This window comes from Microcoleus sp. S28C3 (assembly GCF_036700785.1).
In the GTDB taxonomy this organism is placed as follows: Bacteria; Cyanobacteriota; Cyanobacteriia; order Cyanobacteriales; family Microcoleaceae; genus Microcoleus; species Microcoleus asticus.
The window spans coordinates 95732-120691 of sequence record NZ_JAUBPO010000005.1; the positions used below are offsets into that span (position 1 = coordinate 95732).

General features: G+C 44.1%; 19 protein-coding genes and 1 pseudogene. 17 read left to right on the forward strand and 3 right to left on the reverse strand.

Going from position 1 to position 24960, the window contains the following annotated elements:
* Nucleotides 1-26: 26 nt before the first annotated feature.
* On the reverse strand, nucleotides 27-3242 hold the full coding sequence (locus QUA13_RS03140; RefSeq protein ID WP_333196548.1) for a glycosyltransferase: 3216 nt from the start codon (nucleotides 3240-3242) through the stop codon (nucleotides 27-29).
* 190 nt (nucleotides 3243-3432) lie between these two features.
* On the opposite strand from QUA13_RS03140, the gene cobA reads away from it, so the two are divergent.
* From cobA to QUA13_RS03155, 3 genes are all read left to right on the forward strand, one after another.
* Nucleotides 3433-5004 carry a uroporphyrinogen-III C-methyltransferase gene (cobA, locus tag QUA13_RS03145; RefSeq protein WP_333196550.1) on the forward strand — a complete coding sequence of 524 codons (1572 nt, stop codon included), beginning with the start codon at nucleotides 3433-3435 and terminating at the stop codon, nucleotides 5002-5004.
* Nucleotides 5005-5192: 188 nt separating this feature from the next.
* On the forward strand, nucleotides 5193-5384 hold the full coding sequence (locus tag QUA13_RS03150) for a hypothetical protein (protein ID WP_015177921.1): 192 nt from the start codon (nucleotides 5193-5195) through the stop codon (nucleotides 5382-5384).
* Entirely contained in the window at nucleotides 5371-5763 is a 393-nt protein-coding gene (locus QUA13_RS03155; RefSeq protein ID WP_333196551.1) for a type II toxin-antitoxin system death-on-curing family toxin, read from the forward strand. The genes QUA13_RS03150 and QUA13_RS03155 overlap by 14 nt, the downstream gene beginning before the upstream one ends.
* Here the strand turns inward: QUA13_RS03155 and QUA13_RS03160 are convergent.
* Nucleotides 5760-5984 (reverse strand): hypothetical protein, encoded by a 225-nt coding sequence (locus QUA13_RS03160; protein ID WP_333196553.1) that lies wholly within the window; start codon nucleotides 5982-5984, stop codon nucleotides 5760-5762. The genes QUA13_RS03155 and QUA13_RS03160 overlap by 4 nt on opposite strands.
* Before the next feature lie 5 nt (nucleotides 5985-5989).
* Here QUA13_RS03160 and QUA13_RS03165 point away from each other — a divergent pair, with 5 nt between their 5' ends.
* From QUA13_RS03165 to QUA13_RS03175, 3 genes and pseudogenes are all read left to right on the forward strand, one after another.
* A complete protein-coding gene (locus tag QUA13_RS03165) occupies nucleotides 5990-7180 on the forward strand; it encodes a tetratricopeptide repeat-containing serine protease family protein (protein WP_333193744.1) in 1191 nt (396 codons plus the stop codon).
* Nucleotides 7181-7387: 207 nt separating this feature from the next.
* Nucleotides 7388-7549: pseudogene (locus tag QUA13_RS03170) on the forward strand (IS1 family transposase); the annotation flags it as partial.
* Between the two features lie 368 nt (nucleotides 7550-7917).
* Nucleotides 7918-8382 (forward strand): hypothetical protein, encoded by a 465-nt coding sequence (locus QUA13_RS03175; RefSeq protein ID WP_333196555.1) that lies wholly within the window; start codon nucleotides 7918-7920, stop codon nucleotides 8380-8382.
* Nucleotides 8383-8511: 129 nt separating this feature from the next.
* Here QUA13_RS03175 and sds read toward each other — a convergent pair whose 3' ends face one another.
* Complete coding sequence (sds, locus tag QUA13_RS03180; protein WP_333194074.1) at nucleotides 8512-9483, reverse strand: solanesyl diphosphate synthase; 972 nt, start codon at nucleotides 9481-9483, stop codon at nucleotides 8512-8514.
* Nucleotides 9484-10563: 1080 nt separating this feature from the next.
* Between sds and QUA13_RS03185 the strand changes: the two genes are divergently transcribed.
* The 11 genes from QUA13_RS03185 to QUA13_RS03235 all read left to right on the forward strand — a co-directional run bounded on the left by QUA13_RS03185 (nucleotide 10564) and on the right by QUA13_RS03235 (nucleotide 24771).
* Nucleotides 10564-10860, forward strand: coding sequence for a hypothetical protein (locus tag QUA13_RS03185; protein ID WP_333196556.1), 297 nt, complete (start codon nucleotides 10564-10566; stop codon nucleotides 10858-10860).
* Between the two features lie 458 nt (nucleotides 10861-11318).
* Nucleotides 11319-11582 (forward strand): ATP-binding protein, encoded by a 264-nt coding sequence (locus QUA13_RS03190; protein ID WP_333196558.1) that lies wholly within the window; start codon nucleotides 11319-11321, stop codon nucleotides 11580-11582.
* Between the two features lie 114 nt (nucleotides 11583-11696).
* Nucleotides 11697-14246 (forward strand): CBS domain-containing protein, encoded by a 2550-nt coding sequence (locus QUA13_RS03195; protein WP_333196559.1) that lies wholly within the window; start codon nucleotides 11697-11699, stop codon nucleotides 14244-14246.
* A gap of 50 nt (nucleotides 14247-14296) precedes the next feature.
* Nucleotides 14297-14695, forward strand: coding sequence for a response regulator (locus tag QUA13_RS03200; protein ID WP_333194066.1), 399 nt, complete (start codon nucleotides 14297-14299; stop codon nucleotides 14693-14695).
* Complete coding sequence (locus tag QUA13_RS03205) at nucleotides 14692-17850, forward strand: PAS domain S-box protein (protein ID WP_333196561.1); 3159 nt, start codon at nucleotides 14692-14694, stop codon at nucleotides 17848-17850. The genes QUA13_RS03200 and QUA13_RS03205 overlap by 4 nt, the downstream gene beginning before the upstream one ends.
* A complete protein-coding gene (locus tag QUA13_RS03210; RefSeq protein ID WP_333196563.1) occupies nucleotides 17828-18016 on the forward strand; it encodes a hypothetical protein in 189 nt (62 codons plus the stop codon). The genes QUA13_RS03205 and QUA13_RS03210 overlap by 23 nt, the downstream gene beginning before the upstream one ends.
* Before the next feature lie 176 nt (nucleotides 18017-18192).
* Nucleotides 18193-20130 (forward strand): response regulator, encoded by a 1938-nt coding sequence (locus QUA13_RS03215; RefSeq protein ID WP_333196565.1) that lies wholly within the window; start codon nucleotides 18193-18195, stop codon nucleotides 20128-20130.
* Entirely contained in the window at nucleotides 20131-22038 is a 1908-nt protein-coding gene (locus tag QUA13_RS03220) for a PAS domain S-box protein (RefSeq protein ID WP_333196567.1), read from the forward strand.
* 334 nt (nucleotides 22039-22372) lie between these two features.
* Nucleotides 22373-22528: a hypothetical protein gene (locus QUA13_RS03225; RefSeq protein WP_333196569.1), complete on the forward strand. Its 156-nt coding sequence runs from the start codon at nucleotides 22373-22375 to the stop codon at nucleotides 22526-22528.
* Nucleotides 22525-22977 (forward strand): response regulator, encoded by a 453-nt coding sequence (locus QUA13_RS03230; protein ID WP_333196570.1) that lies wholly within the window; start codon nucleotides 22525-22527, stop codon nucleotides 22975-22977. The genes QUA13_RS03225 and QUA13_RS03230 overlap by 4 nt, the downstream gene beginning before the upstream one ends.
* A 192-nt stretch (nucleotides 22978-23169) precedes the next feature.
* Nucleotides 23170-24771 (forward strand): diguanylate cyclase domain-containing protein, encoded by a 1602-nt coding sequence (locus QUA13_RS03235; protein WP_333196571.1) that lies wholly within the window; start codon nucleotides 23170-23172, stop codon nucleotides 24769-24771.
* Nucleotides 24772-24960: the final 189 nt, after the last annotated feature.

Genomic DNA, 24960 nt, shown 5'->3' on the forward strand with positions numbered 1-24960 from the left:
TGGGACTAAAAAATAAATAATCAAGATTAACTTGTGATTTTTCCCAATAGCTTTTCAGCACTATTCACGCTTTCCATCTCGTAAATTTCCCGGTTGTAACAAACAATTTGTGCTACCAACTTTTGATGATATTGCTGAGCTTTAGCCAACATAGAACCCTGGGAACGCCGATAATTGACAACTACTTCTCTCGTTCCCAAAAAGGGAATATTATGCTTGTGGCAGTTAACCCAAAACTCCCAATCTTCGTAACCTTCTTTCATCCCAACTTTGTACCCGCTGACCAAATCCAAAATAGATTTGTGATAGAGTGAAGACGGGTGAATCATGTTAGATTGCTTGATTTTTTCGGGAGAATATAACTCGTAACTGGGTACTATGCGATTTTCAGTGCCAAACATTTGATAAGAACCAAAAGCTACGCAAGGTGTATTTGATTTTAAACATATTTCTAAAAGGTCAGTCAAGGCGTTTTCAGCTAGGATATCATCGGCATCTAAAGGCATGATGTATTCACCGTTTGCTGCTGCTATGCCAGCATTTCTAGCACTTGAAAGCCCTTGATTTGTTTGTTCTACAAGCCTAATTTGATATTGGGAATTTGCTACTATTAAAGTTTTGGCAACTGTGCTGGTAGTATCTAAGCTGCCGTCATTGACAATGATAATTTCCCAATTTGTGTAAGTTTGGTTAATCACGCTAGTTACTGCTTCCAGCAAAAAATGAGATTGATTGTAGCAGGGAATAATCACAGATACCAAAGGTCGATCTGCCAATTGTGGCGATGCTGAAACTTGTTTGACACTTTCTGATTGTAAATTATGTGCCGAATTTCTAGCAGCTTGCAAGCTGTAAAGATAAATCTTGGGATGGACGATGGCTAATTGATTCAGATCGGTATTTTGATACTCATTTACTAACTTTGGATATCTCGACAAGTATTCTTGTTTGACAAAAATCAAGATATTCTGAGCGTACCAAGGCTCTATTTTGTCATTGTTCCATATTTTTTTTCTCAAGCAGTCAATAACTGCATAGCCGTTTTTCTGAAAGTAATAAACCCAATATTGTGGCCACTGTTCGTTAACGTGTTCGACGCCTCCTTGAAATGGTATCGCAGCAGAAAACAGAATCACTGGTGCTAGTTGAGTGAGAGAATTAACAAAATTTTCGGCACAGGTAGCCGGCAAATGTTCGGCAACTTCCAGAGAAATTGCTAAGTCAAAATTTCTGTTTATTTGCAGCGGTTGCTTTAAATCGGCGGATTGGAACTGATTTAAAGGAATTTGTAAAATAGTGCGATCGACATAATCGCCATCTATTCCCAAACAATCAGCGATTCCCAACTTGTGAAACGCAGCTAACCAACTTCCCGTACCGCAGCCCACATCTACCACACTTTTAGGTAAAATGGGTTGCAGCAAGTCTAACAGCAGGGGAATAATTTCTTTAGCAGAAGCGCGAGTTCCTTCTCCGATTAATTGGTAAAAATCTCTTGTATAAGATGACTGTTGGTTTTGATTTGTTTGGCTGGCTGTTTGAGAATTAATTGTCTCTAAACTGCTAATATTGTAACCGTGCAAATGTGCTGGCAACTGCCAGGAAATATTAGGGTCGGGTTGATGTTTTACTGGCTCGACATTGCCCCGCCAAGCAGCCCCCATAATTTGCATTGTTTGATATACTACTGTTTGCCATCCCCTTTGCTTCAAGTAATCTAAACCTTTACCAACATCTGGAGCAGTTAAATCGTGAAATAAAATTATTGCATCTTGCTCAGCCAATTTTTCGCACGCAATGGCATCATTTAACGGCCCATCACCTCCGTGTTCTCCGTCAATAAAAATTAACGACCATTTGCGGTTGAATTGAGCGGAAAATTCTTCTACTCTTTGGGGGCTGTAGCCTGGTATTAGCTCGACTGATGTTTGAACGCCCGACGCATTTAGAGCGCCTTGAATTGAATCGATTACGCTTTGTCTGATATCTTGTCTTTCTAACAGCGGATCGACGACATCTAACTCAACTCCTGCGAGGGCTAAGTGACAGGCAGACCAACCCAGCCAGCAACCTATTTCTAAGGCTTTTTTACCTTTGAATTGCAGAGCTGTATTGTAAAGGATCTGTGCTTCGTCGCGATTCAAAAACCCGATGAATGGATAGCGCTTGTCTGCATACCAATTATGCGGAACTTCCCGGCGCAAATAAGGCCAGTTACTCGTATTTGGGTCGGCAACAATCATATTGGGGAAATAGGAGTCAGGTATAATTATTTGGAATCCTGGCGAGACATAATCCCCTGGATGTAATAAATTATTTTTGCTAATTTCAGGTTGTTGGTAAGTCATTTGGGGTTCTTGAAATATTTGTACTGCTTCGTGTTTTTTAGGTTGGTAACGGACGCTGATTTCCAGTATATCGCCGTCAGTTGCCATCAATTGTACTCGGTCAAACTGCTGGCGGCCAGCTAAATGCAAAATGCCGATCGCCTCTTGTGGCAAGTACGGCTCCACAAAACAGCCTCGCTGCTTGTCCCAAACCGGAAAACCGTTGAATATCCAATTGCACCAAGCTGGTAGCATTTCAGTGAGATTGAACAATTCGCCACTGTAAACAGCTAGGTTTAGGGCAAATTGATCTGTCATGACACAGCCGGATTTTTGCAATCCTTGATTGAGTTGTTCCGCCCATGTTTCCCAGTGCAAAGCGTCTTTGCGGAGGGCGAAAACTCCGGCATTTAATATCGGATAACTGTAGAATTTATTAGCGAATTCTTCACCAAAGTTAGCTTCGTATTGTTGATAAACCCACTGCCAAAACTGAGGCAGTTGCCCGTACTGCTGCAAGCTCGCCCTGTGAACTTCGGGAACAATTGCCAGTCCCCGGCGCGATGCTCCTTCAACCAACAAATTAATTGCTCTCCAGTCTTGAACCCAAGCATCCGCATCTATCCAAATGTATATATCAAAATTGGGAAAGTATTTTCGTAAACAAGGTCTAACTAATAATCCTTTTAAATGTTCGGGAGCTTCATTTCTCCCCGGAAAGTCAAAGTCCCAATCTGGCTTTTGAATGATATTAACTTGTGTTTCCAGCCACTGCAAATGTTCGGGAGTGCAGCCGAGATCGAAAAAGCCGATCGCCACATTTTCACCCTCTGGTTTTTCCCGCACCGATAAAATAGTGCCTCGCACCAATTCAAAGTAATTTGCATCGGCTGCCGTGATGATGATAATCTGCATAAATAGTAACGGGTGCATCTCGTTGGCTGGGGACGGGTTTATTTAACCTGTTTGCACCGTTGAGGGGAAGGGGTGAACCCGCCCCTACAGGCTGCTTGAAAAGTCTGATTAATTTATAGGGTAGGGTAGGTTGCGCCGAAGCACCGCAATATTCATAAAACTATACTATCGAGACAATCGAGGAGGAATTGTGAAAAACCACAAAGGGAAAGTTTATCTAGTCGGTGCGGGACCCGGAGATTGTAACTTGATGACAGTGCGATCGCACAAACTGCTATCCGAAGCCGAAGTCTTAATCTACGACGCTTTAATCGACATCCCGCAACTCCAATTAATCCCAGCAACTTGTAGGAAAATAGAAGTCGGCAAACGCGGCGGCAAACCTTCCACACAGCAGCAAGAAATTAACCGTTTGCTGGTAGAACATTGCAAATTTGGCAAACAAGTCGTGCGGCTAAAAAGCGGCGATCCGTTTATTTTTGGTCGCTCCAGTTCCGAAATTCAAGCCTTAATCACAGCGGGCTGCGAGTTTGAAGTAATACCCGGAATTTCTTCGGCCCTATCCGCACCTTTACTAGCAGGAATTCCCCTCACTGATCCGGTAATGAGCCGCTGTTTTGCAGTGATGAGCGCCCACGAACCGGATGCTCTTGAATGGGAAGCTTTAGTGCAGATAGAAACTTTGGTAATATTGATGGGAGGGCGCAATTTAAGCGAGATAATTTGGCAATTGCAAAAGCACGGACGATCGCCCGAAACTCCGATCGCCATTATCCGAGATTGCGGCCGCCCCGAACAGCAAATATGGCTGGGTACTCTCTCAAATATTGTACAGCAAACAGCAGGTCAATCTCTATCGCCTTGCGTGATAATAATTGGGGAAGTAGTTAGATTGCGCGAATATTTAATCCAGCCAGAAAGCACAAATATGATCGATACACCCGTCACCACTAATAACAGCCAATTGCCGCTAGCAGGAAAAACCATTTTAGTCACGCGATCGGTTTCTCAGTCTGCTGAATTTAGCGATCGACTCCAGCAACAGGGAGCTCGCGTTATCGAAATGCCCGCCTTGGTAATTGGGCCCCCTTCGAGTTGGGAACCATTAGACAGCGCGATCGCACAATTGTCAAGCTTTCACTGGTTAATTCTCACTTCCCACAACGCTGTAAACTGCTTTTTCCAACGATTACAAGCAAAAGGCAAAGACGCCCGCAGCTTGTTTGGCATTAAAATTGCAGTTGTCGGCAAAAAAACAGCCGAAAGTTTGCGATCGCACTCTCTACAACCAGACTTTATTCCCCCCAACTTTGTCGCCGATTCCCTAGTCGATAACTTCCCCGATAACTTGCAAAACTGCAACATCCTATTTCCCAGAGTAGAAAGCGGCGGCAGAGAAGTTTTAGTTAAAGAATTCACCGCTAAAGGAGCGCAAGTAATAGAAGTGCCAGCTTACCAATCTTGCTGTCCCGAAACTATCGATCCGATCGCTCTATCCGCACTCCAAAATCAAGCCGTAAATATCATAACATTTGCCAGTTCAAAAACCGTACATAACTTTTGCAATCTCATACAACAAAGCCCAAAATTGTCCCTGTCTAAGGATTGGTTGGAAAACGTTTGCATCGCATCCATCGGGCCGGAAACTTCCAAAAGCTGTCAGAATTTATTGGGTAAGTTAGATGTGGAAGCCAAAGAATACACGTTAGACGGATTGACTGAGGCGATCGTCCAATGGGTTGCAGAATATCAAAATTTGTAAGTGCGATAGAACAGCAGTTGATTATCTAATCTGTTGGTTGTAAAATTGTTGTAATCTCATTTTAAAAAAGTTATCTGTAAGGACACGGCAGTGCCGTATCCTTACAGATAATCGCGTACAATCTCTAGGTTGCAAGACTTTGATGAATTCGGATAAAATAGTTGTAAAATAACTAGGAGGAAAGAAACATGACCGCAAAAGACCAACTTCTTCAAGAACTCGACCAAGTACCAGAACCCTTGCTGCTGAAAGTGCTTGAATTTGTCCGTTCCTTAAAGACTGAAGAAGAACAACAAAAACTAGAAGCCAAAGCATGGCAGGCATATCTCGATTCAGAACGCGAAAGAAAGGAGGTTTACCGTCGCCTTGCCAACTCCTAATTTTGTCAGCAAAAGTATGGTTTTAAGTATCCACGCCAGACAGATAGAGAGCTTTGGTGGCACTCCAGGTGTCAGAGACGAAGGTTTGTTAGAGTCTGCTTTGGCTCAACCGCAAGCAACTTTTGGCGGTCAATTTTTGCATCCAGCAATTAGCGAACAAGCGGCCGCCTATCTCTATCACATAGCGATGAATCATCCCTTTATTGACGGCAATAAACGAACGGCTTTTGCCGTGACAGATACCTTTTTGCGCTTAAATGGTTGCACTCTGAATTTGACGGACGATCGAGCATATGATTTAGTCATACGAGTCGCACGGGGAACCATGGCTAAGGAAGAACTAACCACCGATTTCGAGTCATGTATTTTTGAGTTTTAATAAGTAATTTGGGTAGCATTCATTGAGATTAAGTAAGGTGCAGCGTACTCCCCATACATTGAAATAGCGAATCGCGGAACAAAAAAGCGAGTAAAATTATCACTAAAGAACAAAGCCGATCGCCTTTGCGTCAAATCAGTAATAAAACTAAACAGAAAAAAGCACAAACCGCCGATCGCCCTTTCTTCCCCAAATCCCGCTACCCAACTACTAATTAGCAATAGCCATGAATATAAATTTTTCTCGTTACGACACCTTAAGCACCCTGCTAGCAGGAACTACCGCAGCTTTAACCATAGTCATCAGCCAACCCGCGATCGCCAAAACCCCCCAAGAAGTCGCCAGCATTGCCGGGCCGCTGACAGTACAAATTAACAGTTCCCTAGGAGACGGTTCTGGCGTAATTATTGCCAAAACAGGCAAAACATACACAGTTTTAACAGTCAATCACGTCGTAGAAAAAGCAGACGTGAAATACACCGTTCGCACGTCTTTAGGCAAAAACTATCAAGCAACCTCCGTCACCCGTTTGCAAACCGCCGAAACTGACCCAGATTTAGCCGTAGTCAAATTTGAAAGCCCCGAAGAATATCCAGTCGCGACGATCGCAGATTCCGATTTAGCCGTCATCGGCACTCAAATCTTCGTTTACGGCTATCCCGCTACCGGCGGACTTTTCGGCGCCGAACGAGAACCCGAACTCTCTCCCGGACTCGTTACCAGCCGCCCGCGCAACCGCCCAGAAGGTTACACTTTGCGGTATCAAGCCGTAACTTGGAGTGGTATGAGTGGCGGGCCAGTTTTCGACTCCGAAGGCAGAGTCATCGGTTTGCACGGACAAGGCGAATTCGGTTTTGCTCAAACCAGTTCCGGGGAAGTCGCCCCGATTAAAACCGGATTTAACGCAGCAGTTCCAATCAATACATTTATCGCGAAGCTGGTGGCGGCGGGAATAAACAAATCCGAGTTAAAAGTAGACAATACTCCCCCAACGAGCGGCCCGGTATCCACCGCCAATCCGCAAGACGCCCAAGCCTATTATTTTCGAGGACTTTCGCTGTTAGATCGAGGAGATGCTTGGGAGGCGATCGCGGATTTCAACAGAGCACTCGCTTTCAAGCCCAAATATACCCCTGAATTGTATTTTAATATCGGTAATGCCCGCACTTTCATCACCGCCGGCTTGCCCCCACAGGAATCCACACGCGGTTCCACTGCTATTCAAGCATACACGCGGGCGATCGAAGCCAATCCCGGTTTTGCCGACGCTTACTACAACCGAGCTTTAGCTTACCTGGACAACAAAGACCAACCGAAAGCAATTGCGGACTTTCAAAAAGCAGCAGAACTTTACAAACAAGGCGGAAGAACCAGCGCCTATCAAGACGCGCTCAACAGAATCAAACAATTGCAGTAGAATTAGAAGTTAACAATTAAGAATTAAAAATGTGATTATTCATTTTTAATTCTTAATCAAGTTCATACAAACAGCAGGTCAATAACAATGACTGCTATGAATCAGGGGCTAAGGGATGATGGGATTCACGTGCACCCTGTTCCAGAGTCAATGTGCTTCTTGCTATACAGACTTTTGGAACGCATACCAAAAAATTTTTTATCCAAACGGCACAAAGCCGTAGGCAAAGATAGCCGCAAGACATCCTATATAGAAAGATTCAATAATACAATCAGGCAAAGAATAGCTAGATCAGGGATAAACGTTCTTTCATTTTCTAAAAAACTTTCTAATCATATTGGCGCTATTTGGTATTTTATCCATCATTAAAACGCTTTTTTACAACAAGCCCATAACGCTTAAAAACTTGACTGTGCAGCACTACCGGAGAGACTAATGAACATTCTTTGAGATGTAATGTACTTTATTTCCATTTTTGTATATAATACCTAGTTTACTACGATTTAAGCCTTAACTAAACCGTATTGAACTATAGTGGAAATAGCTTGATGTGGCAAGTCTGTTTTTTAGATCGCGGGGAATCAACTCCGTCGTGCCGTTTGCCCGGCGGACTCGCGATCGAGACGCTCGTTCCCCACATGGCGTACTATTTCTATGGGGCAGTGCTGGGTAATATATACTTGGACGCGCACCTGCTAACCTGAAACTTTTAATTGTAGATATCAAAGAACTGACTGATGGATTTAGACCAACAGATTCAAGCATTGATCGAAAAAGCTCCGCCCGACGGTTCGACGCCACAAATCTTACAGGCGATCGCCCCGGCCCTGGTGTTAATTGCCCAACAGCTACAGCATCTCGAATACTCGATCCTGCAAGCGGTAGACCAAAGTTGGGCGATCGTGGTTTTGAGCAATCTCAAGCAACCGGGACGGGAGAAAAGGGTGATTTATGCTTGGACCAGTCTTAAAGATGCGTCGCAGGCGGCGGCTGCTGCGGGCGATCGTCTCAGACCGGTGCTTTTGCCTGTCACTCACATATTATTTCAGATGATAGCTCTTGAAGGTCTTGACAGTATTGTTTTTTTTGAAAGTCCCGGCAATCAGGAAGTCGGAACCGAAATCCCTCGCGAGCAAGTGCAGAACTTAATTAACGTTTACTTGCAACAGTATCGAGCGGCTCCACCGCCAGATATTGCTTAAACAACTCAATTTCCTATTAATTGGTAATAGGGCACTAGACACTGGGCATCGGGCATTACTCATTACCAATTCCCCATTGCCAATTCCCCATTACCAATTCCTCGTAAAGTTTATGTAACTTTTTCACCTTTAATAAAGTCGGCTCAAAACGTAATCTGCCAAGTCAATCAAAGCTTGGCGGGACTCAGAATGCGGCAGCGGAGCTAAGTATTCGACGGCTTTCTGTGCGTGATGGGTGGCTAGTTCTCGCGATCGCTCTATGCCTTTAGAATCTTTTACCAATGCCAGAGCCTGCTCTATATCTCCTTCTTCGGCGAACTCGCGTTCTATGAGAACTTCCAAGTAAGGCTTTTCTTCTAGGCCAAATAGCGCTGGCGCTGTCAGATTCCCGCTTCTGAGATCCGAGCCTGCGGGTTTCCCCAGAGTTTCCGTTGAAGCAGTGAAATCTAATATATCATCTACTATTTGAAAGGCTAAACCAATATTGCGCCCGTAGTTGTACAAATCGTCTGCTATTTCCGCTGAAACCTCGCTCAGACAACCGGCTGCTTTGGAACTGTTGGCGATTAAAGATGCTGTTTTGTAGTAACTTTTTTCGAGGTACGCTTCGATCGACAAGCTGGTGTCAAATCCATTTAGTCCCTGTTGAATTTCCCCCTCAGCTAAATCCATAATCACTTCGGAAAGCAGTTTGACTACTGGCAGGTTGTCCAGATTTGCCAAATGCCATGAAGATTGAGCAAACAGAAAATCTCCCGCCAATACTGCCACTCGGTTGTTAAACCGACTGTGTACCGTCGGTACTCCCCGCCGCAGATCTGACTCGTCTACCACGTCGTCGTGAACCAAACTTGCTGTGTGGATCATTTCCGTGATTTCAGCGAGGCGGCGGTGTTTTTCTGTGATTGGACGATCGGGCATAGTTGTCCGGGCTATTAACAGGACGATTGCGGGTCTCACCCGTTTTCCCTTTGTGCCGAATAAGTATTCTGCAGCCGCGTACAATATGGGATGACGGGCACCCACTAACTGTTTTAAGTTTTCTGTCAACAGTCGCAGGTCTTCTTCAACCGAGGAAAATAGGAGAGAGCTAGAGATCATGGATACGCCGACTCAAGCGGTAAAGTAACAAAATTTTACATATCATATCTTTATTTTAAGGTAATTCTCTGCAATAGGAAAGAATAATCTAGGCGATCGGCAGTTATTTGTCATCTGCAGCCCGATCGGAGTAACGCGACTGCCAGAGGCGAGTAGCCGGCTGCCACAGGGGTTGCCCCTATTGTATAGAATTGTTAAGGACATTGCCCAAAAATCTCTAAATCCCAGAAACCCTGTGTTATTATAGGAGTTAAGGATTTAAACAATTCTATACATTAAGTACAGCCAGACTGGCAGGTAGCTTCCAGGAGCCTGTAAGAGTTTCTTAGAGCCAGCCTTGTTAGTCGATCGCAGCGAAAATTTCTGGGACAGATTTTTAGTTCCTCGTGGCTAAAATTTTTCAGGATTTAAGACTAGCGCATCTTATGTGCACGGTAGCTCAAAGCAGCTAAAGTGGATGGTTTTAGGCTGTTTAAGCATCTGTAAAGCAGTAAATCATTATTGACCGGGAACGCCTAAATGTTCCCGCAGACTTGATATGGAAAAGCAGCCTTCAGAACCAAGGCCTGGTCTTGCGTGCTGACTTAATGTAGTAGGTCTTGAACTTGTCCTCCTCCTCCTAGTCCTTGACTTTTGGTTCTAATTATGATTTATCGCGATATTCCTCTAATTATTCCCATTCTGGCCGCCGGCTATGTAATGACTATTTATGTACTGCTGATGTTGGCCGAACGCAGCGCTAAAATAACTCGATTGGGCGAGTAGTGTACTGCTCGGCAGCCGAATCCGCCAGTAGCGCGCTCGCTTCACCGTTGAGAATTCGGAATACTCAATAATAACCCTGCCTTGAATGCTTGTGCACAAAGGCAGGGTTATTATTTACAATTGCAGGCACAGTGATTTTCAGGGGTAGGAGTTAGTGCAACACTTTAAACAGTTTCAGGGCTTAAGCATGGGGGCGCTTATTCTGGGTTTATACGAAAAATTTTGCGTCGAAGAACGAGAAATACACGAGTAAACCGGGTTGCTTCGGTCTGCGTGCGTAAGCCAACTAAGTTTTGAACTCGTAGTCTGAAACCCTTGATTTACCAGGAAGCCTATAGTGTACCTCGGCAAGCGAAGCCTTCGTACCGATCGCCATTAAACCCTTATTATACGGTTTGCCCTCAAAAACTGTCCGAAGTGTTGCACTATGGAAATTTACCGATTTCTGCTTGGCTCTGTGACAGCAAGCATCATGTCAGGGAAACGCTGCCAAGGTTTCGAGAAAGCTATCAAAGTGCGCTCAAAAACGGAGCTTTTGAAGTAGTCGGTTATTGTGACAAACACAAATATCAATATTCCTATTTTGTCGGGCAAGAGCTTACAGACCTCTAAGATGAAATTGCCGAGTTTAGCAACCTGGTAGTTCAACTCAAACAATCAATAAACTTGCAGTGCAATCAAATATTTCATCAAGCGGTGCTTAAATGCCTGAGTCAGGCAGATATTCCCTGCACTTTATCCACGCCTTGCCAAGAAAAGCATCTGCTGCCAGTGCTACAGACAGACAGAGCAGCAAAAGTAATTTTTGCTTTCTTTAGATATTTTCCCTATAGCTGTACGGAATAAAAGATACTTGCCAGTATTAATGACGGTCTTAAAACTATATTAACTACTTATAAAAACTAACTTAGAGACGGAAAATACATTGCATGAAATTATCAAAAGTTACTCTCTGAATTGCTGTGATATTCAGGCGCACTCAATCAATTTTGGACAAACATGATTTACAATGTTATTCGGTCAAGGAACAATTGCAAAGTTTCAACAGTAGGGTAATAGTAGAAAATTAGATGCTGCTCGTCAGCGTCATTGATAGCCTCGATGGAATTTTCCCGGAGATTTTGCCGCGAATTGTGGAGCCGTTATTTAGCACAAAAAACGCCAACGAAGGCAGGAGGTTGGGACTGAATATTGTTAAAAAGATTGTGGAAAAATATTCGGTTAAAATAGAAGTAGCGTCAGTTATAGGTCAAAAGACCTTTATCGTGTCAATCCCGATCGCCGTTGAGCGCTATCCTACTAACAATCATACCGATGCGCAACTAAAAATATAACTCTAGACCGATGTCAAACCTCGATTGCGGTCAGCCTGCCGCCACTGTAAAATCAGGAATCTAAAAGGATATTAATTACCGGTTCCGCTTACATCTATCCCCCTTGATTTGCCCATGTCAACCACAGCTTCTGATACTCAAAGCTTGCTAGAACAGGCGATCGACCCCAAACCGCCGGTGCTGCCTCCAGACACACCTGTGAAAGTCGCGATCGCTGCCATGACTCAGGCGGGCGCCAGTTGTATTTTAATCGCTCAGGGTCAGCAACTGCTCGGAATTTTTACAGAGCGCGATGTTGTGAAAATAACTGCTAGCGGTATTTCGGTAGCAGAGGGGGTAATTTCTGAGGTAATGACTGAAAATCCGATCGCCATTTCCCTCGATAAAGCGGGGAATATCTTTAGGGTATTGAGCATATTGCGATCGAAAAGAATCCGTCACTTGCCCCTCACAGACGAACGCGGAAACTTGCTAGGCGCCATCACCTGCGAAAGCATCCGTCAAAGCCTGAAACCGGGCGACTTGCTGAAAATGTGGCGCGCAGAAGAAATTATGACTACAGAAGTAATAGTTACTTCAACGATCACCTCTGTTTTAGAAGTCGCAAAACAGATGACAACCCAGCGCCAAAGCTGCATAGTCATTTGCACTGACAGCGACAACAAACATCAGAAACCTGTGGGCATAATTACAGAAAGCGACATTGTTAAATTCCAAGTTTCTGGACTCGATTTCGCCGGCACTCCTGCCGCCGCCGCCATGAGTTTTCCCCTGATCCCGCTGCCGGTAAAAGCCACTTTGTGGCAGGCTCACGAGTTCATGCAGCAGCACGGCATCCGGCGCTTGGTGGTGGTGGACGAGGGAGGATATTTAGCCGGAATCGTGAGCCAAAGTACCCTGCTGCACGCCTTAGATCCGGTAGAAATCCAAGCGAATGTCGAGCTTTTGCAGGAAACAGTTGCCGAACAGATCCAGGAGTTAAAAAAAGTTAACGAACAATTGCAAAAAGAAGCACTTCGGAGAACCGAAGTAGAGGAACAGTTGAGGCTTTTAAATAAAAGTTTAGAAAAAGAAACTCAACAGCAAACTTTAGAATTAATTAACGCTAACAGCCAGTTAAAAAAGGAAATACAAGACCGCGCCACCGCTGAAGCTGAAGTCCGCCGCCTCAACACCGAACTCGAACAGCGAGTTCAAGACCGCACGGTTCAACTAGCAGCCAGCAACGAAGAATTGCAGCAAGAAATTAGCGAGCGCCAATTGCTAGAAAAAAAATTGCACTTTTCTGAAAGCAAAGTTCGCGCCGTTTTTGAAGCAATGACCGACATAGTTCTCGTGCTAGAAAATCCGGGCAACATAGAAGTTTTACCGACAAACACGGCGGCGTTATTAGAGCCTAATTGCGATATAGTTAGCCTAACAATCGAACATTTTTTTGACGACAACAACCCGGATAATTGGTGGATGTTAGTTCAGCAAGTGTTAGAGACCCAACAAACGCTCAATTTCGACTACAGCTTAACAGTTGGCGGCCGCGAAATTTGGTTTTCTGCCTGCATTTCTCTGTTCTCAAAAAATTCAGTGATTTGGGTTGCCCGTAACATCAGCGATCGCAAAATAGCCGAGTCAGCGCTGTGCAAAAAAAATGCAGAATTATCTCATACCTTGGAAGAACTGAAGCGCACTCAAAAAGAACTGATTCAATCAGAAAAAATGGCAGCCCTCGGACAGTTAATTGCCGGAGTTGCTCACGAAATCAATTCTCCTTTAGGGGCGATTCGCTCCTCGGTGCAGAACATTGCCGACTTCTGGGCGGAACAATTGCAGCAGTTGCCGATATTTTTCCAGCAACTATCCCCGCAAAGGCAGCAGGATTTTTTTGCGCTGCTGCACAAGTCAAGTCAAGAAACAGACGCCTTATCTAGTAAAGAAAAACGTCAGTTAAAAAAACTTTTGCAGCGACAATTAGAAGCAGAAAAAATTGAGAATGCCGACAGCCTTGCTTGTACATTATTAGATATTGGCATATGCAATTTAGAAACTTTTTTACCTTTATTGAAAGACACCCAAAGTCCAAATTTTTTACAAACCGCTTATCAATTCGCTACGGTACAAAAAAGCACTAAAAATATTGCTAATGCGACAGATAGGGCAGCTAAAATTGTTTTTGCTTTGAAAAGCTACTCTCGTTACGACCAGTCGGGTTCCAAAACAATCGCTAACATTACCGACGGTATTGATACTGTTTTAACGCTTTACCACTACCAAATCAAACACGGCGTGGAAGTAATCAGAAACTATGGTACTGATTTGCCCTCTGTGCTATGCTATCCAGATGAACTAAATCAAGTTTGGACAAATTTGCTTCACAATGCTTTACAAGCGATGGGCAACAAAGGAGTGTTGAAAATTGATGCCAAACACCAAGATAACGTAATATTAGTCAGTATTACCGATAGCGGTAAAGGCATTCCCCCAGAAATTATGCCGAGAATTTTTGAGCCGTTTTTCACGACCAAACTTCCGGGAGAAGGCAGCGGTTTGGGATTGGATATAGTTCAGAAAATTTTGGAAAAACACCAAGGTGAAATGCGAGTAGAAAGCGTGCCAGGTAATACCAAATTTACTATATCCTTGCCCATTGGAATCCCGGATAGCAATTAAATAAATGCGGAAATGCCCCAAGTTTTAAAATTAAAAACAAGTAAAATTTTATGCCAAAACCAGTAATTTTGTGCGTTGACGATGAAGTTGTAGTCTTAAACAGTTTAAAAATTCAGCTTAAAAAAGAATTTGGGGATGCTTACCTCTATGAAGTAGCGGAAAATGCAGATGAAGCTTTGGAAATTCTAGAAGAAATTCAAGAAGAAGATGAAAGTGATATTTTGGTCATAGTATCTGACTGGTTAATGCCAGGTATTAAAGGAGATGAATTTTTGATTATGGTTCACCAAAAATATCCCAAGATTGTGAAAGTCATGCTGACCGGGCAAGCCGACGAAGTAGCAATAGCAAGGGTGCAAGAGCAAGCAAACTTGCACCGCTGTTTGTACAAGCCGTGGGATCGCAAAGAATTAGTAGAAACTATAAAATCTGGTTTGGCAAAAATATGAACAATAAACCTGTGATTATTTGCGTGGATGACGAACCGATAATTCTTGAAAGTTTGAAAATGGAGTTAAAAAAAACTCTGGGAGAAGAACACTTATTAGAAACCGCTGAAGGCAGCGAAGATGCTTTAGAGTTAATCGAGGAATTGCTGGCAGAGAACTGCGAAATCGTGGCAGTGATTTCCGACTATCTGATGCCCCATATCAAAGGAGACGAATTGCTGAAGCAAATTCACAGAATTTCGCCAAAAACTATCAAAATTATGCTGACGGGGCAAGCAGACATCGAAGCAGTGGCGAATACTATTAAATATGCTAAACTGTACCGCTACATATCGAAGCCTTGGCAGTCAGAAGATTTGAAATTGACGGTGAAAGAAGCAGTCAACAGCTATTTTATGGAGAAACAATTAGCGGAACAAAACGCTCAACTCCAAAAGCTGAATCAAGAATTGGAAACTGTAATCGAGGAGCGGACTGCACAACTGCGATTGTCTGAGGAAAAGTTTGCCAAAGCTTTTCGTTCTTCTCCGAACCCGATTACTATTACCAGACTTAAAGATGGTCGTTATTTAGAAATCAATGAGGCTTTTTGCCAGACTATTGGTTATTCTGCAGCAGAAATTATCGATCGCACGGCGCTTGATTTGAATCTTTGGGAAAGTATACAAGCCCGTGCCGAGCTGTTTAAAATGTTAGAAGAACAAAAATTTGTGCGCAACTACGAATTTGATTTGCGCACTAAAAGTGGGGTACTTAAAACTGGCTTGCTGTCAGCAGAAATCATTGAGATTCATGGCGAAACCTGCGTGATTTCTGTGATTCAAGATATTAGCGATCGCAAATTAGCCGAAGAAAAACTCCGAGCTGTAGCGGCTTCTTTAGCAGCAGCGCAAAGAATCGCCCGTGTCGGCAATTGGGAATGTGATTTCTCTGCCAACACAACTACTTGGTCGGAAGAGTTATCTCGGATTTTCGGGCTCGATTCAACCCAAGCTGCGCCAACACTAACTGAGTTTTCGCAATACGTGCATCCGGACGATCGACAAAAGTGGCAAACAACGATCGACACTGCTATTGCTAGCGGGCAATCCTACAGCTTGGAATATCGAATTCTGAGACCTGAACCGAAAATTGCTGCGGATAATTGCCCGTCACAAATAAGTGAAGCCGGCTTCATCCGCTACATCGAAGCAAGAGGAGAAGTAGTTGTCAACCAACAAGGGCAAGTGACAAAACTATTCACAACTTTGATGGACATTACCCCACGCAAGCTGGCAGAAATAGCCCTAACAGAGAGCGAAGAAAAATACCGTCATTTAGTTGAAACTTCCCAAGATATTATCTGGTCTTGCAATGCTGAAGGGCACATTACTTTTGTGAACCAAGCAGTTAAACAAATCTACGGTTACGAGCCTGAAGAAATGCTCGGCTGTTCTTTTAGCGATTTCTTAGCGCCAGGAGAAATAGACTGGAAATGGGAACTCCAGCAGCGCTTGCTGACGGGAAAAACTGTGTTTCAGTACGAAAATATAGTATTAGCAAAAGACGGCAGACAGATTGATGTAAATACCAAGGCGATCGCGCGCATGGACGCTGAAGGAAACATCATCGGCACAACTGGCACAGCTAGCGATATTACCGAGCGGAAACAAGCAGGAATAGCCCTGCAAAAAGCCAAAGAAGAAGCCGACAGAGCCAACAGGGCGAAAAGTGAATTCCTCTCGAACATGAGCCACGAATTGCGAACTCCCCTCAACGCAATTCTCGGTTTCAGCCAACTTCTGGCGCGCGACGCAGCCCTCGGTGCCGACCAAAAGCAATACTTAGGAATTATTAGCCGCAGCGGGGAACACTTGCTCGAGCTGATTAACAATATTCTGCAAATGTCAAAAATTGAAGTCGGGCTCGTGACAGTTAATAATAGCACCTTCGACTTGCATAAAATGCTAAAAAATACTGAAGATATGCTGAAGCTGCAAGCCGAAAAAAAAGGGTTACAGTTAATTTTTGATTCCACGCCAGACTTACCTCAATACGTAGAAACAGACGAAAGCAAGTTGCGCCAAGTATTAATTAATGTAGTGGTAAATGCTATTAAGTTCACTGCGGAAGGTGGTGTTAATCTGAGAATAAAACATGAGCTATTGGAAAATAAAAATCACGAACAAATGCCTATAATTAACAATTGCTGTTTGCTATTTGAAGTTGAAGATACGGGATGGGGAATTTCTGTGGCAGAAATGGACAATTTATTTAAACCTTTTGCGCAAACAGAAAGCGGGAAAAAAGCTCAAGAAGGAACTGGTTTAGGCTTGCCGATTAGCAAACAGTTCCTAGAGTTAATGGGAGGAAAAATAACGGTAACAAGCAGCGTCGGTCGCGGCAGCATTTTTAGATTTGATGTTAAAGTTTCCCTCCCCAATCCAGTGGAAATTCAGGTGGCTCAAACAGCTCGTCGCGTTGTGAGTCTCAAACCCGGACAGCCGGAATACCGCATTTTAGCTGTTGACGATCGCCTGGAAAGCCGCTTGCTGTTGGTTAGAATGCTGACATCCCTCGGCTTTGCTGTGCAGGACGCTGAAAATGGCGTTCAAGCTGTGGAAATGTGGTCGAGTTGGGAACCTCATTTGATTTGGATGGATATGCGGATGCCGGTGATGGACGGCTATGAAGCTACTAAACAGATTAAAGCGCATTTGAAAGGTCAAGCAACGGTGATTATTGCTCTGACTGCAAGTGCTTTTGATGAGGAGCGATCGCTGATTTTGTCTGCTGGTTGCGATGATTTTGTAGCGAAGCCTTTTCGGGAGCAAGTGATTCTGGAAAAGATGGCTAAATATCTGGGAGTCAGCTATGTTTACGATCGAGAAGCTTCGCCAAGTTCAGATGCTGTGGAGTCCGGTGAAGTGTCCGCGGTAACTGAAACGGCTAATTTTCCTTTTACGCTCAATGCTTCATTTTTTGAAGCTATGCCTGCTGAATGGGTTGATGAATTGTACGCGGCAGCGGATGCGGTTGATAACGAGGAGATTTTTCGGCTGCTGTTGTTGATTCCTCCGATTCATGGTGATTTCTGCAGGGCGATCGCCGATTTGGTGAAGAACTTCCGGTGCGATCAGATTATCGATTTGATTGAGGAGTTTAGAAATTTTTGAAGGAAGAAGGAAGAAGGAAGAAGGAAGAAGGAAGAAGGAAGAAGGAAGAAGGAAGAAGGAAGAAGGAAGAAGGAAGAGGGGCAGGTTCAGGATTATTGATGATTTAGGTGGAGAGACTATTTGTAAACTCGCCCGCGGGCGATCGGCTAATTTACCTGTAGCCTAGCTCCCAAACCTGGTAATCATAAGCGATTGCCAATTCTAAAATCAAAAATTTAAAATCTATAATATTATAAGTTCTGTAAATATAAAAGTAGTCGATGCACGAGGGAGTGCTATAATGACTATTTAACCAGTTTTCATAATTTCAACGATTTTCAATTTAACCAAAACATAGCATCGATGACCAGCAATCAAACAGAAGAGAATAAAGGCAACATATTAATTGTTGACGACACTCCAGAAAATTTGCAAGTTTTATCAGCAACGCTGTCAGATCGGGGCTACAAAGTCCGGGGCGTAATTAACGGCAAAATGGCAATCAGAGCAGCGCGCTCTGGTTCTCCAGATTTGATTTTGCTCGACATCAAAATGCCCGAAATAGATGGCTACCAAGTCTGCACGCAGCTCAAGGCAGATCCGAAAACATCAGAAATTCCCGTTATTTTTATCAGCGCTTTAGATGAAGTATTGGACAAAGTAACCGCCTTTAAAGTAGGAGGTGTGGACTATATCACAAAACCCTTTCATGTAGCTGAAGTTTTAGCGAGAATCGAAAACCAACTAACTATCCAAAGACTGAAAAAACAATTGCTAGATCGCAATACCGAACTGCAACAAGAAATAATAGAACGAAAAAAAGCCGAAGAAACCGCGGCCGCTGCATCGGTCGCAAAAAGTCAATTCGTTGCCAACATGAGCCACGAATTGCGGACTCCCCTGAACGCCATCCTGGGTTTTACCCAAGTCATGAGCCGCGACTCTTTACTCAGCCACGAAAATCTCGAAAATCTCCGAATTATTAACCGCAGCGGTCAACATTTGCTGGAGCTAATTAACGATGTTTTAGACTTGTCGAAAATAGAAGCAGGAATAATTGGCTTAGATGAACGCAGCTTCGATCTTTATCAACTTCTCGAAACTCTCGAAGAGATGTTTCAAATTAAAGCTGAAAATAAGAATTTGCAACTAAGATTTTTCGTGGAGGCGAATGTTCCCCAATATATAAAAACTGACGAAAAAAAGCTGCGCGTATGCTTGATTAACCTGCTGGGAAATGCCATAAAATTTACTCTTGATGGCGGTCGTATTTGGCTGCGCGTGAGCGTGGAAAGCAAGCAGCAGCTAACCGAAGCGGAAATTTATTCTAACTCGATCTCTGGCGAAGAAGTTTTAATTTTGTTTGAAGTTGAAGATACCGGAGTTGGCATACCAGAAGCAGAGATTGACACTTTATTTGATGCTTTCGTGCAAACTGAAGCAGGTAGAAATGCGGCTGACGGTACGGGATTGGGTTTGACAATTACTAAAAAATACGTGCAGATTATGGGCGGAGATATTGGGTTCAAAAGTGTTTTAGGTAAGGGAACGAGTTTTAAATTTAATATCCGAGTATTGCCCACTACTTCGTCTGAAATAACAGTCGTGACATTGCAGCGGGCGATCGGATTAGAAGCAGATCAACCGATTTATCGGATTTTAGCAATTGACGACAACCAAGAAAATCGCCTGCTGCTGATTAAAATGCTGCAACCAATTGGTTTTGAAGTCCGAGAAGCGGAAAACGGTCGCCAAGCTGTTGAAATTTGGGAAAGTTGGCAGCCTCATTTAATTTGGCTGGATACACGAATGCCAGTAATGGACGGTTTTGAAGCTGTCAGACAAATTAGAGCTAAAGAGAAACAAACTCAGCGGCGAACTGTAATTATTGCTCTGACTGCTAGCACTTTTGAGGAAAAAAAAGGCGAAATAATCGCCGCAGGTTGCGACGATTTTGTGCGCAAACCTTTTCAAGAACAAATCCTCTTTGATAAGATGGCTTGCTACTTGGGAGTGCGCTATATTTATCAAGAGTTGCCCGGGCTACCAGTCGGGGCTTTAGGGCGTTATTTTGTGAGCGACAAACCCGATTCATTTTTCAGAGGGCTGCTGGCCCAGATGCCTCAAAGTTGGCTGCAGGAACTCTACGATGCAGCTAATGATGTTAATGAAGAGCTGGCGATTCAAATTGTCGATCGCATCTGGGAAAGTCATCCAACTTTAGCTCAGGCTTTAAAAGATTTACTTACCGATTACCGACTCGACAAGATAATGGATTTAACTCAATCGAGTTTAAAATAAATGGATAATAGCCAAATTAAAGTATTGGTGGTTGATGACCAACCGAGCAATCTGCGGTTCTTATCTAAGCTGCTAACTGCCCAGGGGTATCAAGTTTACCGAGCTATTTGCGGTCAACTGGCGTTGAATGTTGCGATCGCCCATTGCCCCGATTTAATTTTGCTTGACATTAGAATGCCAGAAATGAACGGTTATGAAGTTTGTCGGAGACTGAAAGCGACAGCGAAAACCGAACAAATTCCAGTAATTTTTTTAAGCGTATTAGATGACATTAATGATAAATTACAAGCTTTTCGAGTTGGCGGTGCTGACTATATTGCCAAACCATTTCAAGTAGAAGAAGTTTTAGCACGCATCGACAAGCAAGTCTCCTTGCAAAAACTGCAACAGCAATTAAAAGAGCAAAATTCTCAACTGCAACAGTCGCAGTCGCTGCTTGCTAGCATATTAAATAGTTCCTTAGACGGTATGGTGGCTTATTCTGCCATCCGCAACAGTGAGGGAAATATTGTGGATTTCCAGTGGCTGTTGATCAACCCTGCCGCCGAAAAATTTTCTGGGATGCCATTTAATGAGATAGTTGGCAAGAATTTGTTGGCAGAAATTTCCCAAGTTCGCAAAAACGGGTTATTTGATTTGTATGTTTCTGTAGTAGAAACAGGAGAAAGTGTAGACAAAGAATTTTATTACGAATACGAGGGAGATACAAGTGCTTGGCTGCACATTGTTGCGGTCAAGTTAAACGATGGCTTGGCAGTAACATTTCGCAACATTACCAATCGCAAACGAGCCGAAATTGCCCTGCGAGACAGCGAAGAACGCTTCCGCGCGATATTCGAGCAAGCTGCGGTCGGCATAGCTAAAACCGCCCTTAGCGGTCAATTTATGCGGGTAAATCCCGGTTTTTGCCAAATTGTTCGCTATGCAGAATCGGAATTGTTGCAGCAAAATTGGCAGGCAATTACTCACCCGGATGACATCGAAGCTGACAGAGAATATGTGCGTTCGCTGTTAGCAGGGAAAATTAAAACTTTTTCTCTGGAAAAGCGTTTGATCTGCAAAGATGAGGCAGTGCGCTGGGCGAATGTTACTGTTTCGGCAATGCGCGATGTCAAGGGGACGCCGCAGTATTTGATTTGTGCGATCGAGGATATTTCCCAGCGCAAGCTGGTACAAGAACTGCTGCAAGCGAGTTTAGACATTCAAACCCGCTACGCTCAAGAATTAACTCGTTCTAATGCCGAACTCGAACAGTTTGCCTACGTGGCTTCTCACGATTTGCAAGCGCCTTTGAGCACGATTGCGGGCTACGCTCAACTATTAGAAAACCGCTGTCACAACCAACTTGATGCCCAAGGAAATAAATTTCTCCGCAATATTGTTAATTCTTGCGGGCGGATGCAGGCGCTGATTGATGACTTGCTGCAATATTCGCGGGTCGGTCGCAGTGAGAAACCTTTTGATGTGATAGATTGCAATCTGGTTTTTGAGGATGCTTGCGCTAATTTGCAGTTAGCCATCCGCCAAAATCAAGCTTCTGTTACTAAGGGCGATTTGCCAAAGGTAAGAGGTGACAGTTTTCAACTGCTGCAACTGTTTCAAAATTTAATTGGCAACGCCATTAAGTACCGCAGCAGCGAGGCGCCGATGGTGCGCGTCAGCGCTTCGCGTGAGGGGGATAGCTGGGTTTTTTCAGTGCAAGATAACGGTATTGGAATTGCCGAACAGTACCATCCGCGAATTTTTCAGATTTTTCAGCGCTTGCACACCCAAAAACAGTATTCAGGAACTGGTATCGGTTTAGCGATTTGTCAAAGAATTGTCGATCGGCATGGCGGCCGCCTTTGGGTAGAATCAGAACTCAATCGAGGTTCAACTTTTTATTTTTCTATTCCTATACCAAAGTGAAGTCACCCGTCTGCCTGCAGCAGTCAGCCGTTCTTTACTAAAGCTTTAAATAGCTTTATGTTTTCTTTACACAAATGGTCATTAAGTGTAGCATATTCACTGATGACATCGAGCCAAAAATCAATCACGATAAATCTATTAGCTCTATCCTTATACAAGTTATAAATCAGCGGTGCGCGCAAGAATTGTCAGTTTTTTTCAATTGTATCCAGAGCATCTTGCTTTGGGATGCAGTAGTTTCTCTAGTAGTTCGCGGACAAGGATTTGTGATTTCTTTGCAGCTAGCCGGTACTCGAACAGACTGTCAAGTGAAACAAGCATTATTCGCAAACCTTTGCAAATCCACGAAAACCGTAAATTCCTGCAACACAAATTTAGTGTTCTCAGCCAGATTTGCCGGATGATGGCAACAGATGCTTTGCAGGCGCTCAGACACGGCTCAAAGTCCCGCAACCTCACAAAAGCCATTCGTAGTGAGGCAAAGCCGTGAATTATCAAAAGAAAAGATTTACTCTTTTAATAGCAAACGATGACGAGGACACGCGCTTTTTGGTGAAGGAAGCACTTCGAGAAGTTCGTTTAGCAATTAGGAGCGAATTTGTGGAAAATGGAGAACAAGTGCTAGACTACTTGTACCGTCGCGGTCAATATGTTGGTAGCAGCAATTGGCACCAGGCAGACCTGATACTTTTGGATCTGAATATGCCGAGGCTTGACGGGCTAGAAACACTAACTTCGATCAGATCTGACCCCCATTTGCAACAAATTCCGGTTGTAATCCTCACAACTTCGCACCGCAGGGGAGATATCTTGCTTTGCTATCGCTTGGGGGCAAATTCTTTCATATCCAAACCAGTCACGTTTGAAGGATTGCTTGAAGTAATGAAGACTTTATGTAAGTATTGGTTTGAAATCGTTTCACTCCCGCCGGATATGTAAGCTTTAATTGAGGGCTAAATCGATAGTTTGAGTGTAGAATAAATTTGATAAACCGACATATTAGCCCGATCGCAAGTATCGCTATCAAAACTCACAAGTTTCCTTCGACCCGCTCCGAACGCTATAGTTGTGTTAACACGTAACAAATGTCTGAAAATTTTGTTGGTTGAGGATGACCTGGCAGCTCCGACCATGATCGAAGACCTTTTAGGGTCATTCAGCCAGTCTCTATTTCTTCTCCAAACGGTTAAGTCTCTGGAGATAGGAGTCGGGTGTCTGGAAGAAGAAAAGTTTGACGCCGTACTATTAGATTTGTCATTGTCAGACTGCTTGGGAGGATGCGAGGCGATCGCAGTTTTGAAAGCGCGATGGCCCACAGTGCCAATTGTGGTGGTGACAGAGATCAACGATGAAAATACGGCGCTGTCGGTATTGCGGTGGGGCGCTCAAGATTGTTTGGTAAAGGGAAAATTTCACAGAGAAATGCTGGTGCGGGCAATCCATTACGCGATCGAACGCCAGAAAATCGAAGAACAATTGCGGCAGCAGGCCCTCCGAGAGCGGCTGTTGGGCAAAATGATCGAACATATTCGATCTTCAATAGACGCCGCAAGCATTCTCCAAAGTACCGTCGCAGAAGTGCGCCAATTTCTCAAAACAGACCGCGTTTTAATTTATCGTTGCCAAAATTGGTCGTCTCAACTCGACGCGGAAGAGGAAAAAGGTGCGATCGTCGCAGGTGACGGTTTGCCATGCGGTTATATTGAAAACCAAAATATTAGTGCTGCTTTGGCGGTGTCATGCTGTGTTTTGGTCGAATCCCAGTCTGTACAAGCAATAGCAGATGTCAGCGCTGCCGACTTGGCTGGCAGTTGCAAAGAATTGCTGGCAGATTGTGAAATGACAGCAGTTGTCAGCGTTCCAATTTGGCAATCTGGCGACTGGGAAACGGTAAACAAAACACAAGAAAGCACTGTTTTGGAAGCCGAAAAAAATCAAGATGCAGCCGAAAATTATATGTGCCGCCTGCCGGCGAGTCGCAAACCGCAGGCGCAGGGTTCAAGTGCGGCGGCTTCGATCGCAAAAAATGGCAATAGTTTGTGGGGAATGCTGACAGCATACAATTGCAGCGGTGTCAGGGAATGGCAGCAGTGGGAAATAGATTTTTTACAGCAGTTGGCAAATCAAATGGCGATCGCGATCGAACAATCTCAACTTTACCGCCAGCTAGCAATAGCAAATCAAAAATTGCAGCAACTGGCAACTACTGACGGACTGACTGGCATTGCCAATCGTCGCCAGTTCGATCGCGTTTTGAGATTAGAGTGGCGCAGATTGGCAAGAGAAGAACTGCCGCTGTCTTTAATTATGTTTGACCTCGATTTTTTTAAACTTTACAACGAATTTTATGGACACCTGGGCGGGGACGATTGTTTGCACCAAGTTGCCGGGGCGATCGCCAGAGCCACCAACCGGGCTGGGGATTTGGCCGCCCGCTACGGTGGCGAAGAATTTGCCGTAGTGCTGCCCAACACTAGCGCCGAAGGGGCAAACATTGTCGCCCGGAAAATTTGCGACGGCATCGCCAGCTTGAAACTGCCCCACGCGCGATCGCCGATCGGCCCCTACGTTACCCTCAGTTGCGGCAGTGCTACGGCGATTCCTTCTGCCCAGGAATCTCCCGACACCCTAATTCGCAGCGCTGACAGCGCCCTTTATCAAGCCAAAACCGAAGGCAAAAATCGCATTTGTCACGCCAGAAGTAACTGGGAATCTTCCCCGATTTTTATGTAAAAGTTGAAGGTAATTGCTAATTAGTAATTGGTAATTGGTAATATCGTGTTTAATTTTTCCCTCACAACTCACAACTCATATCGTTAACCTGTGCATCGAAATAAGAACTTTCCGAGTGCCGTGCGAGCCGGACGCGATCGAGTGAGCCGGAGCGAGCGGAATGCTCGCTGGCAGGTTATAATTCCAATG

Excerpts from the sequence above, each read along its gene's own strand:
- QUA13_RS03140 (WP_333196548.1), bottom strand. The coding sequence starts at position 3,242 with ATGCAGATTATCATCATCACGGCAGCCGATGCAAATTACTTTGAATTG.
- QUA13_RS03150 (WP_015177921.1), top strand. The coding sequence starts at position 5,193 with ATGACCGCAAAAGACCAACTTCTTCAAGAACTCGACCAAGTACCAGAA.
- QUA13_RS03165 (WP_333193744.1), top strand. The coding sequence starts at position 5,990 with ATGAATATAAATTTTTCTCGTTACGACACCTTAAGCACCCTGCTAGCA.
- QUA13_RS03175 (WP_333196555.1), top strand. The coding sequence starts at position 7,918 with ATGGATTTAGACCAACAGATTCAAGCATTGATCGAAAAAGCTCCGCCC.
- sds (WP_333194074.1), bottom strand. The coding sequence starts at position 9,483 with ATGATCTCTAGCTCTCTCCTATTTTCCTCGGTTGAAGAAGACCTGCGA.
- QUA13_RS03190 (WP_333196558.1), top strand. The coding sequence starts at position 11,319 with ATGCTGCTCGTCAGCGTCATTGATAGCCTCGATGGAATTTTCCCGGAG.
- QUA13_RS03195 (WP_333196559.1), top strand. The coding sequence starts at position 11,697 with ATGTCAACCACAGCTTCTGATACTCAAAGCTTGCTAGAACAGGCGATC.
- QUA13_RS03200 (WP_333194066.1), top strand. The coding sequence starts at position 14,297 with ATGCCAAAACCAGTAATTTTGTGCGTTGACGATGAAGTTGTAGTCTTA.
- QUA13_RS03205 (WP_333196561.1), top strand. The coding sequence starts at position 14,692 with ATGAACAATAAACCTGTGATTATTTGCGTGGATGACGAACCGATAATT.
- QUA13_RS03215 (WP_333196565.1), top strand. The coding sequence starts at position 18,193 with ATGACCAGCAATCAAACAGAAGAGAATAAAGGCAACATATTAATTGTT.
- QUA13_RS03220 (WP_333196567.1), top strand. The coding sequence starts at position 20,131 with ATGGATAATAGCCAAATTAAAGTATTGGTGGTTGATGACCAACCGAGC.
- QUA13_RS03235 (WP_333196571.1), top strand. The coding sequence starts at position 23,170 with ATGATCGAAGACCTTTTAGGGTCATTCAGCCAGTCTCTATTTCTTCTC.